This window comes from Cerasibacillus sp. JNUCC 74 (genome assembly GCF_053667775.1).
Window position 1 is genome coordinate 3,473,058 of record NZ_CM132207.1, and the last position, 16,426, is coordinate 3,489,483.

Annotated in this window: 12 protein-coding genes and 1 pseudogene; 6 read left to right on the top strand and 7 right to left on the bottom strand. The window is 33.7% G+C overall.

The genetic code is table 11. The features are described 5' to 3' along the window. Nucleotides 1-84: 84 nt before the first annotated feature. A complete protein-coding gene (locus JNUCC74_RS15435; protein WP_454066032.1) occupies nt 85-219 on the bottom strand; it encodes a hypothetical protein in 135 nt (44 codons plus the stop codon). Nucleotides 220-644: 425 nt separating this feature from the next. Here JNUCC74_RS15435 and JNUCC74_RS15440 point away from each other — a divergent pair, with 425 nt between their 5' ends. The 6 genes from JNUCC74_RS15440 (at nt 645) to JNUCC74_RS15465 (ending at nt 5,888) form a co-directional block, all read left to right on the top strand. After that, nucleotides 645-2,066 (top strand): carbon starvation CstA family protein, encoded by a 1,422-nt coding sequence (locus JNUCC74_RS15440; RefSeq protein ID WP_454066033.1) that lies wholly within the window; start codon nt 645-647, stop codon nt 2,064-2,066. A gap of 489 nt (nt 2,067-2,555) precedes the next feature. Continuing rightward, a complete protein-coding gene (locus JNUCC74_RS15445) occupies nt 2,556-2,741 on the top strand; it encodes a hypothetical protein (protein WP_454066034.1) in 186 nt (61 codons plus the stop codon). 82 nt (nt 2,742-2,823) lie between these two features. Continuing rightward, entirely contained in the window at nt 2,824-3,090 is a 267-nt protein-coding gene (locus JNUCC74_RS15450; RefSeq protein WP_454066035.1) for a hypothetical protein, read from the top strand. Between the two features lie 238 nt (nt 3,091-3,328). Further along, nucleotides 3,329-4,021 carry an excalibur calcium-binding domain-containing protein gene (locus tag JNUCC74_RS15455; protein ID WP_454066036.1) on the top strand — a complete coding sequence of 231 codons (693 nt, stop codon included), beginning with the start codon at nt 3,329-3,331 and terminating at the stop codon, nt 4,019-4,021. Between the two features lie 953 nt (nt 4,022-4,974). Further along, on the top strand, nt 4,975-5,319 hold the full coding sequence (locus JNUCC74_RS15460; protein WP_077318340.1) for a DUF4064 domain-containing protein: 345 nt from the start codon (nt 4,975-4,977) through the stop codon (nt 5,317-5,319). Nucleotides 5,320-5,336: 17 nt separating this feature from the next. Beyond that, on the top strand, nt 5,337-5,888 hold the full coding sequence (locus JNUCC74_RS15465) for a DUF4352 domain-containing protein (RefSeq protein WP_454066037.1): 552 nt from the start codon (nt 5,337-5,339) through the stop codon (nt 5,886-5,888). 573 nt (nt 5,889-6,461) lie between these two features. Here the strand turns inward: JNUCC74_RS15465 and JNUCC74_RS15470 are convergent. The 6 genes and pseudogenes from JNUCC74_RS15470 to JNUCC74_RS15495 form a co-directional block, all read right to left on the bottom strand. Further along, nucleotides 6,462-6,927 (bottom strand): annotated as a pseudogene (locus JNUCC74_RS15470) (DUF6985 domain-containing protein). Between the two features lie 252 nt (nt 6,928-7,179). Beyond that, nucleotides 7,180-7,611 (bottom strand): YrhA family protein, encoded by a 432-nt coding sequence (locus JNUCC74_RS15475; protein ID WP_454066038.1) that lies wholly within the window; start codon nt 7,609-7,611, stop codon nt 7,180-7,182. Between the two features lie 10 nt (nt 7,612-7,621). Beyond that, nucleotides 7,622-9,154: an HNH endonuclease signature motif containing protein gene (locus tag JNUCC74_RS15480; RefSeq protein WP_454066039.1), complete on the bottom strand. Its 1,533-nt coding sequence runs from the start codon at nt 9,152-9,154 to the stop codon at nt 7,622-7,624. A gap of 760 nt (nt 9,155-9,914) precedes the next feature. Beyond that, nucleotides 9,915-11,071 (bottom strand): IS3 family transposase gene (locus JNUCC74_RS15485; RefSeq protein WP_454065639.1). Its coding sequence is split into 2 segments (ribosomal slippage): nt 9,915-10,831 and nt 10,831-11,071, totalling 1,158 coding nucleotides; the frame shifts between segments, so codons are not numbered across the junction. 502 nt (nt 11,072-11,573) lie between these two features. After that, a complete protein-coding gene (locus JNUCC74_RS15490) occupies nt 11,574-12,152 on the bottom strand; it encodes a hypothetical protein (protein WP_454066040.1) in 579 nt (192 codons plus the stop codon). Nucleotides 12,153-13,083: 931 nt separating this feature from the next. Continuing rightward, nucleotides 13,084-16,422 (bottom strand): DEAD/DEAH box helicase family protein, encoded by a 3,339-nt coding sequence (locus JNUCC74_RS15495; RefSeq protein ID WP_454066041.1) that lies wholly within the window; start codon nt 16,420-16,422, stop codon nt 13,084-13,086. Nucleotides 16,423-16,426 lie beyond the last annotated feature (4 nt).

The following is a 16,426-nucleotide window of genomic DNA, read 5'->3' on the forward strand; positions in this document are numbered from 1 at the left end:
GCGGGGATCGGTGAGATTAGCGTAGCACTTTTCCCAGGACTCCTTCAGCTTTTCAAGTCCTCCTTAAACATCCCTTATCCATTCCTAATATGTAGCATTTTCCATATCTTCATAATGTGTACCATATCCTGTTAGTCTCGATCCGTAAACGATATATTCCTGATCTGCAATCTGGTTTCCAAGATCATACATACTTTTTAGTGGTTCCTGTAAAATCATAATTAATCAAAACTCCTATCTCTTCAGGAAAATAAAATGTTTCTACCTCGATCATAACAGGGTATTTTTCTTTCATAGAAAGCACTCCCTTCTCCTATCCCTTGCTTATTAAAATAAGTCGGGAAATAAAAAAACTTACTTATAATTCGCAGTTCATTATTAACTTCTGTTGAAAAATCTGTATAACTCGTATTTATTACCCTCTTTTACCGGGTTAATAATATTTTACTGTTTTTGTCGACATAAAGGTAAAACTACAGGATAACAGTAATATCAATGTCATGGGAAAGATTTAATTATTTATCTCTAATCATTTTCGTTCATTTTTATTACTAAATGTCGAAAAATACCTTGATTATTTATCATAACTAGATATACTAATTAGGTAAACGTTTTCATTAGTTTACAACAAAGGGGGGCACTGTATGATTACGTTTATTGTATCGATTATTTTATTAATTATTGCGTATTTCACATACGGCAAGGTTATTGACAAGTTGTTTGGGCCAACGGATGAGAGAGCTACACCAGCTTACTCTAATCATGATGGTGTTGACTACGTACCAATGAGCAAACAGAAGAATGCCATGATTCAATTACTTAATATAGCAGGCACGGGGCCAATTTTTGGTCCCATAATGGGAGCATTATTTGGTCCGGTTGCTTTTCTCTGGATTGTAATTGGTTCCATTTTTGCTGGGGCAGTTCATGATTATCTTACGGGGATGATATCCATACGGAATAAAGGAGCTCATATTCCTGAATTAGCTGGCAGATTTCTTGGTCAATTTTCAAAACATATTGTAAACGCGTTTTCCTTATTATTATTAATTTTAGTTGGAACCGTTTTCGTTACAACGCCAGCTTCTTTAATTGATATATTACTAGACGGCAAGGTTGCCTTCTCGATTATTTTAGGTACTTTATTCCTCTATTTCTTCCTATCAACGGTTTTGCCGATTGATAAGATTATTGGACGTATTTATCCTATATTAGGCGCCATTTTGTTAATAGGAACTGTAGCTATTGGTATTTCTCTATTATTTTCAGATTATTCTATACCGGAATTGAATATAACAAATATGCATCCGGATAATATACCGGTTATTCCAATGATATTTTTTACAATCACTTGTGGTGCCTTATCAGGTTTTCATGCTACACAATCACCGATTATTTCTAGAACTACACAAAAGGAATCACAAGGACGTTATATTTTTTATGGTATGATGATTGCTGAAGCTATTATCGCTATGATTTGGGCAGCGGCTGCAATGAGTCTTTTTGATGGGCAAACGTTAAACGAAATCATTGCAACTGGTACTGCCTCGGCTGCTGTAAATGAAATCGCCATAACACTGTTAGGTGCTGTTGCAGGGACAGTTGCAGTGCTTGGAGCAATCGTATTACCAGTTACTTCAGGAGATACTGCATTTCGTGCTGCTCGCTCCATCATTGCCGATTATTTAAATATCGGTCAGAAAAAATTATTTAATCGATTAGCAATTGCTATTCCATTATTTGTTGTTTCTTATATTTTAACTAAAATTGATTTTAATATTTTATGGCGTTATTTTTCTTGGGCCAACCAAGCAACTGCAGTAATAGCATTGTGGATAGCAACGATGTATTTGTTTGTTAAGGGCAAGAACTATATGGTATCAATTATACCAGCCATTTTTATGAGTTATATGGTATTTGTCTATATTTTAAATGCAAAAATTGGTTTCCGCTTAGACTTAAATATTTCATTTATCATCGGTGCAATCTTTACCGTGATACTCACGTTCTTATTCTTTAAAAAAGCACGAACCAATAGAGCAAATAACTTAAAAGTTGATTTGTAATAGTTATAGCCTGCCGATTTTTGTATCGACAGGCTTTTATTCATGAATATAGATAATTATTCCAACTTTTGTTTCTTTCCTTTTTATAAAAAATATATTGTAATAAAGGTTTCATAAACATATTCCATTCTCCATGAAAGAAAATAATTTATATGATATTATAGGATAATATTGGAAAATAATAGTATTTTCTGTAAAAAAATTAAGTTGATTTTATTAATTCAACAAGAATGCTAGTCATAAGATGCTGCTTTTTCCGCTCTTGAAAAACTTCTACTAGCTTCTGTAATTTAGTCTCTGGCATCCAAGTCAATGATCGAAAAGCGTATATTTCCTTATGCTAGATTAAGGTATAGACATAAAGGATATTCTAAAAATTGAAATGCTTTAAAAGTCTTGAGGAATACGTAAAAACCGAACAAAAGGTTGGTAATTACTACGTCTTTACGTAGATTACATAAATATAAATTTAATAAGGGGAGAATTAGTTTGAAGAAGTTTTATATTTTAATGTTGGCCCTAGTCTTGTATTTAGTACTTACCGCATGCGGGGGTGAATCGTCAACAGAAGATAAGGATTCAGCAAAGGCCGATGATAATGCATCAACCCAAGATGAGAAAGAAGACAAAGCTGGTGATTCTAAAGAAGAAACGGCAGAAAGTAAAATCCGGTAAGCTCATGATTGCTAATAAAAAGAAGGATATGAATGAGCTTAAGAAAACGTACCAATGAAGTTAACGATAACAGGCATACAAAGTGCTACGCTTGAACCAAGCTATAAATACAAAAAAATTATTTTACAACAAAGATAAACTAACCATTATTACAGTTGGGATGAAAGTTGAAAATACAGCAGAAGAAATAGTTTCATTTCATCCAAATCAAGCCGTACTAACAGAAGTCATCTTTAAATTGGATACATCAGCTAAAGATATTTCGAAAATTAAGCTTAATATCACTGGTGCTTCGAATGAAAATCTTGATTCTCTTAATGAAGATATCGAATTACCTTTAAGTTTTTAATCGTAAATCTATAAGCATTGGGAAATATTTAAAATGACAATATCGCTCCAAGGGAAGATTTAACCAATTTGATATAGTTTACATTTTTAGGGAGCGCTAAATAAGGTTGCATTAAAAATTTTTAACCATTTAACAGGCAAATAGATCTAAGACTGTATTCACTACTTATGTGCATTTAAACCACTATATTAAATAATAACAAAACATTTATTTTGTTTTAAAGAAAAAGGGGATAATAATGGCTAATTTCTTTTTACTAATGGGTTTTTTCACATTCACTTTCTCAATTCTTTATCTCATTATTCATTTCGTCAAGAAAATAAAAAATAAAGAAAGAGTACTCTCGAAAAAATTTTTCTATCCAACATTGTTTGGTGGTTTACTACTTTTGTCAATTGCAAGTGTTTTTATTGATACAACTGATCAAGGGAAACTAAATGCGGCTCTAGAAGATAACGAAAAACTATCGTCTAAAAATGAATCTTTAGAGAAAGAAAATAACAATCTTCAAAAAGAAATTGATGAACTTGAAAGTAAGCTTGAAAATACTACAGATAAAATTACTGAGTATGAGGAAGAAATAACTTCGTTTAAAGAAGAAAAAACAGACTTTAATTCTGAAAAAGAATCTCTAAAAGAAAAAATCAGCAACTTAGAAGAAAAAAACTCTACGTTACAAAACAAGGTTGATAAGCTAAATACAGAATTAACAGAAAAGAAAACATCAACTTCAAAATCAAATAACTCTGCAAGTCAAAATACCGATTCAGGAACAAATTCTAGTTCACGTAGTTCAAACTCATCTAACTCAAATGTTTACTACAAAAATTGTGATGCTGCTAGACAAGCAGGAGCTGCTCCAGTAAGGAGAGGCGACCCTGGATATGGCAGTCATTTAGATAGAGATGGCGACGGAGTAGCTTGTGAATAAATTCTAACTCTCTTAGTCGCTAAAAACTCGGTGCGTTTACACGCACCTCCTCTTACACCCTCCAATCGAACATACATTCCAAAAGAGAAATTTCGAGTACACCCTATTCAAGAACTGAAGATATGCTTTTAAACTTTAAACATCCCAATCAACTTAATATCATGAATATCTCTGAAAGAAAAAAGACGAGTGTAGTATGGGGATTTAAGAGTAAAGCAATTCATCTGTTCCAGCTTTCCCTATAAACTTATTATGTAATGATAGAAAAATTGTTTAATTTTTAGCGCAATTGCTAAATAACAAAATCAAATTACCCTTTTCCCGTTATTTCTCGAACTCCAATAAAAAATCTTCCTTCTCCTTTATTTCCAACATCTTAAAACCCTTTTTTAATTCTTACATTCCGTAACTTAGTTCCCAAAAAATTTACCCCTTTTAATCTGGACTAAAGTCTTGTTCGTCAATTATAATGGGCGATAATCCTAATTTTTTTAATCTTTTTATACTCTTTTCGCCCAATTTAATGCATTAATTGGACATATAGGGTAAAATGAGAAGAGCCTGAAGAAATAATTATAAAATTTAATGATAGATTACATAACCTTAGAAAAATACATAAGTTAAGCAGAGAGGAATTAGCAAAGAAATTGGGTGTGTCCTATTTAACTGTCAGAATATGAATCAGGTACAAAAGAACCCAACTTTAATGCTTTGAATAAATTTTCTGTTTTATTCGATGTATCTACTGATTATCTATTAGGTAAATCTGACCAACTGCTTATGGTCGAAGAAGCTTTTGAAGTTTAAAAATAACCCTGAATTAGAGTGTTGGTATAGTGGTATAGAGAACTATCAAAAATGACGAAGAAGATTTACGTCGTTTAAAGAAATGATGGTAATTTCTATGCATTTGCATAGATTACATAAATTCAAAATGGGAAGGGGGAGTTTGCATGCGAACTACTGAATTTGTGCTAGGTCTAATTGGCGGTATTTTTGGTTTTATTGGTGCAATCTTAGCATTATTCATCGGCGGTGTAGACGCTGCCTTTAGCGATACTGGTACAAGTGACGTAATTGGTCTAGGTTGGGCAGCTTTTATATTTTCTGCATTAGCCATCGTGGGTTCAGTTGTAGTCAAATCAAAGGCTAAAGTCGGAGGCGTATTATTACTGATCTCAGCAATAGGTGGTCTAATAAGTATTTCTATGTTCTATTTGATTTCGGCAATCTTGATAGGTATTGCTGGACTAATGGGCGTTTTTAAAAAAGATAACGAAAAGAAAAAGGCTGCATAATTAGGGGGATAATTATTATGAAAAAGTTCATATGGTTATCTTTTGCTGTATTATTAACTTTTATGTTAGCAGCATGTGGCGAAGCAGAAGTAAAAAAGGCAGATGCAGATAATAAGGCAGAAGATGCTGGCGAAAATAAAGCAGAAAAAAAGAGCAAAGAAAAGCCTGAAACTCAAGAGCTTGCTATTGGTGATACAGTAGAGTTTGATGGCATAAAAATAACATTAAACGAAGCAAGAATTGAGTCTGGTGGCGAATTCGATCAACCTCAAGAAGAACAATTTGTTGTAGTAAATCTCACAGCAAAAAATAATACTGATAAAGAACAAGTAATGTCATCAATAATGAATGTAGAATTAAAAGATGCTGAAGGTTATTCTTATTCAACTACAATATTAACTGAAGGCACTAAGGGACAGTTTGATGGATCCATTGAGCCAGGCGGAAAACTTAAGGGAGAAATCCCATTTGATGTACCAAAATCAGATAACTATGAATTACATTTTTCTGATCCGTTCAAATCTGGTAAAGCGATCTGGAAAATTCCATCTGATCAATTAAGTCAATAATCTTCTAAAGGTGTACAAATATATTGTGCACCTTTCTTTACACCTAAATCGAACGTACATTCCAAAAGAGTGATTTATGGATACCTACTCAAGAAATGAAGAATTCATTGAAGATATACTTTTTTAAGAGGCTATGGATACCCTTATATCTAAAGGGATATCATAACCAGAATAATCGGTTATGATAATATACAAAATATAGAACTACTTGCGAATCTGTACATATGTAACAGATAAAATGAAAAAGGATATTCAACCGAAAAGATATCTAGTTTTTTTGTGAGATTCTCCTTCAAAAATCACCTGACTAACACTTAAAGCCTTGCTATATCAAGGTTTATGGATGCATGAATCACATCATGTCGCCCATAATTGATATTGTTTCTCCACATTACTTCTCGTTTCTTTTCATCTAAAAAATACACTTTAACTATTGTTTTTCGTCGAATTTCATTTTATTATTTTTTTTAAAAAAATATCCTTGAAAGGCTATGCTAATCAAAGTTTTTAACTAACTTAAAGAGTCTAATATTAACTTATGTCCAAAATACATAATATACTAAATAGTGATATTTAAATTGCAACATCATGGTAACTTACCTCGGTTACTTTTTCATTTAATAGACGAAGCCCTAGTCCATTTTCTGTATCCCAAGTACAATTAAATGTAATTCCGATATGTCGAGCTTCAAAGATATCCGCATATGGAACAACAATTCCATCTAAACTTATCATTTTTAACATTTGATTAGTTGTTTCAACTAATGGATAATTATCATTTAATTCAATATCATAGCCTAGTTCATGTCGCTTTTGAATGTAATATTCCAAGATGGAATTCAATAGGCTTTGTTGTAAATCATACCAATTTTCACCAATAATTGGCATGCAATATATTGGCCTTCATCAAACTGCCATCCTCTTCACCATCTATTAGTAAATCTATTTCGGTTTCATTTCTAAAGAAATCAATAGTTATGACTCTTGACCAACCATAATCATACATAAGTTCGCCAAAAATTGGATCGTTTATAGTCATTTTATAATCTCCTCTCTTTGTTTACTTTTTAGTACATATTTTTAACAGTTTAAAAAACTAGAAATTAGTCATATCAGGCGGTTCTATTTTTTTTTCACTCTGCTTTATAATATAGTATATTTGTCCCCCTACATCTGGCGGCAGGATTTAAAATCAGTGTGGGTGTGGATTGAAATCAGAAGTATTACCTTATATACCTTATTTCATAGGAAATTTACAATTAAAAATCTGCAAATAAGTAGAGTTTCAATTTTATAAAACACTCTTAATAGCTTCGTTGATCATTTCTTGAAAACTATTATATTCCTCCACTATATCCCCACTTGGCTTATCGAGTTCGAGGAATACATTATTGTCTATATCTAGGCAATACCATGAAATATTTGAATCTCCAAAAAACAAATAATTACTTTCCCACTCACTTTCTTGCCAAATTTCATTTGCCCCAATAAAGCCATTATTTTCATCATCAGGATTTGCATTATAGATAACAAGCCCATTAAATTCTAATCCATTTACTATTTTTAATAAATCTTCGTATTCTCTTATAGATACATTTCCATTCACGTTTATTGCAATCCATTCTTTTATAGTTTGAATATTTTTATCGCTCGCAGGAAAGATAATTGACTTTCCATCTTGGTTTTTAATTTTTTCAATCTCAACTAATAAATCTAAAATCATGCTCTCACCTCTATTTTTTAGTAGTAGGATATATAAATCCTTCGGGAAGTGGCCAATTTATATTAATTGAATCTCCGACTTTCAAACCTTTAGTTAAATCCCTTTGTGAATTAGTTAAAACTTTATGATATGGGTCATTTTTAATTAAAATTAAATTTTCAAAATCATTTGTGCCTCCATCATCTAAAGGCAGTTTATGATGAACCTGATATCCATCTGGTACTAACCCATTTTTAAAATTTTTGATATCGGTTTCCGTTAAACCGGCATCAAATAGTTGTTTAACTTTTTTCTCATCATTCACTAAATCTTGTAAAAAATTTTTTCTCACAGAACTATTAAATTTATTTCTTAATTGTTTAAATTCTTGTCGATCACGTTTAGTATAGGTTATTTCTTTTTCCATGATATTCTTTAATAAAACTTCTTTTCCTTTTAACCTACCTACGTGCTCAGTACCTTTACGTGTACCCTTAACCTCAACCTCTTTTTGCGGGCTTCCCCCGCCATTCTTTAAAGAAAACATCTGCGGGCGAATTTCGCCAAGAGGCTTTGAGCCAACTCCAATCATCGGAATTGTAGAATAGCCTGTCGAAAGTTGCTCTCGATAGAACACAGGCATTCTCACCTTAGATAGTGCTACTTTACCTGCATTTACCTTCTCTTGAAAATACCTTTTACTGTAAGGTTTCCCACCAGTCAGCTTTGGCAATTTTCCTCCGCTTCCTAATTTAGAAACCCCTTTTGCTCCTTTGACAGCCCAAGCGCTTGGAATTAAAGAGAGCAGGGCAGCACCGGTTACATACATAATTCCTTCTTGTTCAATTGTATCAGTAAAAGACTGTGCAGCGGATTCCGCCACACGTATAGGGTCTTGTAAAAGTTGTATCATAGCTTGCGTATAACTATCAACCGTTTGATCTGCTTTTTCCTTTAACCAAGCTGGTTCAATGGAATCAGGAATAATACCTGATATTCCAACAACACCTACATCCATCGCAACCGTTACTAACCCTTCAACTAACCCAGCTATGCTATGTGCCAATCCTTTTACGAGATTGTCCACACCTTTGTTTATACTATCGACAATATCCTCTACTCCCTCAAAGAAGTCCGTATATTTTTTCTTTACATTTCCAGCTAAATCATTATAAGCGTCATCAACATTTTCAAACCGTTTTATCTTTGTGTTATACAGCTCCCACAAGTCATCCATTTTGTTTTGAAGTTTGTTTCTAGTTGTTCGAATGCTTTCCTGGATTCGTTCCATATTCCTTCTATTACTCTCGCTTGCTTCCTTTTCCGCATCGGTTGGATCTTCAAACAGGCTCGAAAAAGACGAGGGTGTCTGATACCTTCGGTTTAATGCCTTAAGCACGTTTCTTTCCATACCCTTGTCTATTTGCTTGAGATTCGCCCATATATCATTTCTGTCTACCCGGATCATCTGGTTTCTGGAAATAGGAGATATGTAAACCGTCGTGTCTCGTACATAGTTTTCAAATAATGACAACAAGTCATTAATTTGTAAGTCCCGCTTCACGAACCGTCCCCCTCATAATTAGCTCCTTCCCTTCACCCCTTTAATGCTAGAGTTATATGTTTTCTAATTTAATCGCTAGAACGTTTAGTTGCTTCTGTTTAAAGAGCATTTTATCCTCTATATAAATCATAATGTTAAATTCATCCATTCACTAAGCATCGTTCTTCCCAGTTTTTAATGAATATTTTTAACTATGTAAACTTTATATAGATCTTTTATCCTAAAAATAATCTTATATAATGCCACCTTTTTGTAACTCATTTCGATTATGGTCATAGGGAGGTGGTTTCGTCTAAGGCATATCTAAACTGTTACAGACACAAATATCCCATAATTAACCTCCTAGTTTTCAATCTTTTGAATTATATTTTCGAATTCATTACCTTTATCTAAGTCTTCAAATACCTTTATTTTGCCATTTTACATAGCACCTACCTCCAACCCTTAATCGAGTTTGTTTTGGACAAAAGAAAAAGCACTTCAATATATGAGTGCTTTTTAGAATTATTAATTTGTTTAAATTGTATTAATAAACTTCTAAAGTAAACAGCAGCTGTGGATCTACGTCAATATTTAGGACACAAAAAAGTTAACTTTTTATTGCGCTTTGAAGCTTTACATATATATGTGAAGACTTGACATGGATCCTCTGTGGGTGTGGTGATTTGCGAAAGAAGAAAGGTTAGTAAAACACGCTAGGCAAAAGCCTACCACGCCCACCTCTCCAAGTAAAGCCGTGTTCTAATATTAATTGGTGCAGTTATGCTGCTTGATGGAGCGCTGAATCTTCCATCTCTTGTGGAGTCAGATAGCCAATGCTACCATGTATTCTTTTACGATTATACCAACCTTCGATATATTTAAATAACTCTACTCTCGCAGCGTTGAAATCTAAGTATTGTACATGATTTACTTCTTCTTTCTTTAAAATTGCATGAAAAGACTCGATACAAGCATTGTCATAGGGGCTTCCCTTATGACTGAAGGAGTGCGTCATCTTATAGCTCTGAATCTTTTCTGCAAAGGCATCGCTTGTATATTGTGAACCTAAATCGGAATGGAACATGACGCCATCATTAGGTTTCTGTGTGACATAAGCATTTTCTAAAGCTTTCTCTACCAATTCAGTCGTCATCGAACGTCCAAATGAGTACCCAATCACCTTTCTAGAATGCAAGTCTAAAACAGACGCAAGGTAACACCAGCCATCACGCAGTGTGTGAATATACGTGATATCGCCAACCCATTTTTGGTTGATTGTTGTCGTAGAAAAGTCTCTGTTAATGATATTTTCTCGTTCTTCCACCTTTTCTTTACTGGGTGTCGGACGGAATTTTTTAACGATAATAGAACGGATACCAGCTTTTTTCATGAAGCGTTGAACTCGCTTTAAACTGATTTTGTAACCTTGTTTTTCAAGGATTTCATGTATTTTTGGCGCACCATATCGTTTCTTACTTTCTTTATGAATCCGGACAATCTTTTCCGTGAACTCACGGTTCTCATGATCGCGATTCGACTCGGTCTTATTCAAAGATTGGTAGTAGGTACTTTTCGGTATATCAAGCATTTCGCACATGGTACGAACGGGATAATCATCTTTATGTTCTGTAATAAATTCAGTTAGTTCTGAGTCACTTACTTTCGAGCGAATATGGCCATAGCCTTTTTTAAGATTTCAAGCTCCTGTTTCAAACGAAGGTTCTCTTTTTCAATGGCATCGACTTCTTTTGGAGTGATCTCCTTACCGTCAGTTCCTTCAATTGGAGTTAAATCCTTAATCCATTTATAGATAGTTACATCTGATACGCCATACTCGCTGCTTAAATCTTTTACAGAATTTCCATATTGATAAAGATCAACAACCATCTTTTTAAAATCATCGTTATATCGTTTGCCATTATTTCTGGTACGCATGGGACACATCCTCCTTGAAATTCATTGTATAAAATTTAACTTAGATGTGTCCATGAAACTATACTAGCATCACTGCACGTATTTGCTTCTCTTTCTTAATATTAACAAGTAAAAATAAAGATAGAATTGTGGCTAAAATAAATACTAATACTATATTTAATGTTTTTACATATATTTCAAACATTATTTCTGCTATAGCAAGTAAGGAAGGCAAGAATTTTGAATGATTGATTATAACCAGTTTCAATTTGATCCATTCGAGCTATTCCAAGCATTAATATATCATCATTTAACTTTTTTTAAATCTACAAATAATTCTTAATTCCATTACCAGACCGCTTTTTTTGAAGTACTTATTAACAAAATTCTTTAGTTTCTTGTTATTACTTTTCAATATAATATCTTTAATTTCTTTAACTTTCAAAATACACCCCCAATACTATTACCAGTTGGAGATGTAATTATTTTAGGTATAAAAAGCGCCCAAATTGGATACTTTCAATTAATTTACTGGTAGTTCCATTGTATTTGCATATTCTTCAACTTCTGGCAACATCATTTCGACATCAGATGCATTTAATACTAATTCAGCCATAGGAGTATTGTCATCTGGTTTAAATTCACTAGGTCTAACAGTAAACATCGCTATCTTTTGTTCACCTTGCACTACATTGATACCAACTGTTTTGGCTTTTTTGACAATGTCTTGTTGCAAGAAATCAAATGTACCTTCTAAAACATGACTGAAAGCGAGACCAGGCGTCGATTCCTCATTCACATTAATTATTAGCGTTATGTGGTCATTTAATTCAAGTGCATCTGTAACCTCTATATTTTGTGTGTATTGATACATAGAGGTATCTATATTGTTTTCTTGTTCTTTTGGCTCCTCTTCTTTCTCTTTGTTCTCCTCTATATCCTCACTTTCTTCTTCAGGCTTTTCTTCTTTCGGTTCTTCCATCTTTTTTTCCTCTTGCTTTGGTTCTTCTTCTGCCTTCGTTTCCTTCTCCTCATCACCTGAACAAGCAACCAAAGCGATGCTTACCATGCTAATTAACAATAAAAATAATACTTTTTTCATTTCCTTTCCCTCCATCAATATGTATATCTTTATTATGATAGAGTTAGAAATATTATGCAATATCAAAAGACACCCTATTAAAGTGTATCTAATAATCATTATCTTTTAATCCTGAACTAGTTGTGCCTAATTTAAAAGTCCCTTCTACTAATACAGACTTCGTACGTCAAATCGTCCGTCATGGACCCTTTGCTTAACCTTTTTACGAGCTTGATCAATGTACTGCTGAACCGTCCTCTTTTTTATTCCAAGTATATCTCCTATTTTATCCATACTCATACGCTACATATAGAATATAACACTGTCATCGGACGAATGAAAACGAAGAAAATATATTAAGTAAACTTTTTTCTTTTCTTCACTTAAGTATAATGGTTTATCTTTCGATTCTAGCTGTTCAGTTATATCCGGAATAAACTCCATACTTTCAAGAGATCGCCCTGGTACACTAATTTTTGGTCAACACCTCACATAAGCCCTAGCTGTCGCCCCGTTTCTAACCACTCAATTATATAATCCATGTCACTAATCATAAGTTGTTATATCTACTCCATCAACAGGATTACTGCTATTAAGTCTGTCACGCCTATCTGTTTAATTGCCTTCTACCATCAGAATATACTTGTATAAAATTTATCCGCCTAATTAGTCAATGCCCACTCCTCCTGTAATAATAGATATTGGAATTTCTAGTTTAGCAGAAGATAGAGTGACAAAATGGGAGTGTCCTGACTGTCATCAACAATGGGATCGGGATTAAGTAATTTTATTGAGGAAAGTAATACAATGTGAGTTTTTTATATAAATTTTTAACAAAAGAAATAGAAAAATCCAGCACTATAATTAGTACTGGATTTTTCTATTTAATGTCCTTGTTTCAATTCATAAGACATCATTTATTATCCCTACTTGTAAAATATTTAATCATTATCTAAGCCCCACTAATTTCTTCAGCATTCCGGTTAATCTCATCAATAACTTCAAGAATTTTCCTAGCATCATCCATATTATCTTTAAACAAACTCACGATACTTCCAACCGTTCTAAATGGTTCTTGTTGCAGAACTTTCTTATCAAGCGTACCATTTTTCACAACGTAATCGACAATAAGTTTTACAAACCGGGCTTGGTTCATATTTAAACGATTTTTAGATAGGAATTCCGAGAAAGCAGCATTAGCTGCTTGTGGGTCTAGCCCAACAATCTGCCTCACAAGTTTTGTAATTGGTGTTTCACCAAAATCCTTTTCATAGTCTTCCTTTGTACCAAGTTCCTGCCACAGTATTTCTTCCAATGTTTCCACATCTTGTGTGGTTAATGGTTTATTATGATTCAGTTTATAAATTGCCATTTGGTCCTTATGCTCTTTTAAGTAATGATGAACTTTTTTCTTATAACTTTGTAAGTCATTCACATGGAACATCGGGCCATTCTCTTTTACTTCTATTACCTGATCTTGAAAATTCGTATAATAAATCTTCTGTGTTTCCTTTTGAATGAACTTAATTAAATCTCTTAATGCTTCTCGTACAGAATCTAATTCAAATATATCCGCACTATCCCAAAACTCTTCTGTTAACACTTTGTCAATAACGTATTTTTGCTCTAGCACTTGCGGAATCGTACCTAACTTTGATAATGCTTCTGCTGTTTGCACAACACTACGAATTAGCTTTGTTGCATTATTTGCTTGCAGTTTTGCTAATTCTATCGTATACATAACTAAATCAAATCGTTTAGCAAATTCATCATCATCAAAAGGAGCGATGATTGGAGAAATATGGTCTTTGATTTCGTTTGTATCCAGAACAGAAAGCACCTGCCAATTATCCCGATTCTTAAATTTTTCCACATATTGCAGATGTTGTCTTACACGGAAGTTTTCATTATCTAGCGTTAAGATATCCCCTATTACTTCGTTTACTAGTTCGTTACGATGTTGCATGTATTCCTCTGTCTGATAATCTGTTCTTTGCAATTCACAGATTATATCCACTTTTAAATTGAATAACTTTTCCGTAAGACTTTTCCCAACTTTTCTATCCATTCCTTTAGGATTTTCACGAAAAAATTCAAAGTTACCGCAATAGTCAAAGATAAGGAAATGCGTTTTGTCTTCTCCTATTCCAAACAAATCTGGGCATAGTCTCGTCCCACGGCCAATCATTTGCCAGAACTTTGATTTGGAGCGAACTTTCTTAAAAAATACAAGGTTTACAACTTCCGGAATATCCACACCAGTATCTAACATATCTACAGAAATAGCAATTTGCGGGAGTCGATTTACTTCAGAGAAATCATTAATCAGTGTTTGGTAATAGTTCACACTATAATCAATAACTCTAGCAAAATTTCCTCCATACTCAGGGAAGATAACATCAAATCGTTGCGATATCCTTTCTGCATGAGCGTGATTTTTGGCAAAGATGATCGTTTTACCAATTTTGTCGCCACCCTCTACTTTTATTCCTTTTTCCATCAAATCTATTAAAACTCTATCAATCGTATTATCATTAAATAGCCATTCATTTAATGCGGAGCTATCGATATCCTTTAAGTCCTCTTCTTCATCAAAGGTGTCCTCATATATTTCCTTTTCTTCCTCTGATAAATCATCATAATTAATACCTTTTTCTAGGAACTTCATCTTCGTTTCAATGGTGCGATAGTCTACCAAGTATCCATCTTTAACCGCTTGATCTAACTCATAGGCATAAGTCGGAACACCGTTCTCCAGATCAAATACTTCATATGTATTTTTATCTATTTCATCTTTTGGGGTTGCAGTAAGACCAAGTAAAATACCATCAAAATAATCAAAAATACTGCGATATTTTTTATATATACTGCGGTGAGATTCATCAATAATAATGAGATCAAAGTGACCAACAGTAAATAGTTTCTTTCCATCTTTTCTTTTTGCTTCATCAATGGCATTCATCATTGTAGGATATGTAGAGAATACCATTCGACTTTCTTCTGGGTTGTCTTTGTTATCTAGGAGGTTACATAGTGTCAAACTTGGAAGTAAGTTATTAAAGTTTCGATATGCCTGATAGAGTAATGTTTTTCGGTCAGCTAGAAATAAGACGTTTTTCACCCAGTTGTGACGAGCTAAAACATCGACTAAAGAAATCGCCGTTCTTGTTTTGCCACTTCCCGTAGCCATAACTAACAAAGCTTTTCGTTGATTACGTGTTAAAGCATCACACACGGAAAGAATAGCTTCTTTTTGATAATAGCGATTACTAATATCATCACTGATATGAATATCCGTTAATGGCCGTTTCATCGTTCGGCGGTTCATCAGTAGACTTAAATCATCTTTATCATAGAAGCCAGAAACTTTGCGAGGTGGGTATGGCTCGTGCCAAATATATGTTTCAAAACCATTGGTATAGAAAATGATTGGTCTCGTACCTGTCATGTTTTCTAGACAATCGGCGTATAATTTTGCTTGTTGTCTTCCTACTTTTGGATCTTTTGAAGTTCTTTTTGCCTCAACGACTGCAAGAGGTTTGCCATTATCCCCAAAAAGTACATAGTCTACAAAACCTTGTCCTGTATTGTTTGGCATTCCCACGACAGGATATTCCCTTACAATATTTTTATTAAACTCCCAGCCAGCTAATTTCAGATCTAAATCAATATATTTAAGTCTCGTTTCAAATTCTTTAAGCTCGTCTACTTGGAAATCATATTCCTTCGTATTTTGTTCCCGTTTTTCCGTTGCTTTTTTGCGAAGAGATTGATTCTCTTTCATCATTTCTTCCAGTTTTCTGTCTTTTGAACTTAGTTGTTCATAGAGGTCTTTTAATTCCTCTGGACGAACACGTTTCTCTTCACCAATAGGTAATTTGGATTCATGAAACTCACCGGCAGTATACTCATCTGAGTAGCAATAATCAATCCAAGCAATAAATTGGAATAAATGATGAAGGGAAAGAACTGCTTCATCACGTTTTATTGGTGAATTCGTATGAACGGCAACATTTCCTAGTTTCACAATATACTTCATGAGCGGCAATAGCTCTTCATCAATAATATCGATAAAGTTCCGATCATGAATTAAACTCGAAAGGTTATCCCGATAAGGAACTTTCACAGCACTGTCAAAACTGTAAACCCATTTCACAGCAAGCTCCAGCGCGCGCCTTGACTGGATTGCACTAACTGCTGGACTGACGACTAAGGCATTTTCCGCTTCTAAGCATGCATTGGTAAAATCCCGATATTGTTTTTTCTCTTTAAGAAAGCTGAAGTTTGACACGTTT

Excerpts from the sequence above, each read along its gene's own strand:
- JNUCC74_RS15435 (WP_454066032.1), bottom strand. The coding sequence starts at position 219 with ATGATTTTACAGGAACCACTAAAAAGTATGTATGATCTTGGAAACCAG.
- JNUCC74_RS15440 (WP_454066033.1), top strand. The coding sequence starts at position 645 with ATGATTACGTTTATTGTATCGATTATTTTATTAATTATTGCGTATTTC.
- JNUCC74_RS15455 (WP_454066036.1), top strand. The coding sequence starts at position 3,329 with ATGGCTAATTTCTTTTTACTAATGGGTTTTTTCACATTCACTTTCTCA.
- JNUCC74_RS15460 (WP_077318340.1), top strand. The coding sequence starts at position 4,975 with ATGCGAACTACTGAATTTGTGCTAGGTCTAATTGGCGGTATTTTTGGT.
- JNUCC74_RS15465 (WP_454066037.1), top strand. The coding sequence starts at position 5,337 with ATGAAAAAGTTCATATGGTTATCTTTTGCTGTATTATTAACTTTTATG.
- JNUCC74_RS15475 (WP_454066038.1), bottom strand. The coding sequence starts at position 7,611 with ATGATTTTAGATTTATTAGTTGAGATTGAAAAAATTAAAAACCAAGAT.
- JNUCC74_RS15490 (WP_454066040.1), bottom strand. The coding sequence starts at position 12,152 with ATGAAAAAAGTATTATTTTTATTGTTAATTAGCATGGTAAGCATCGCT.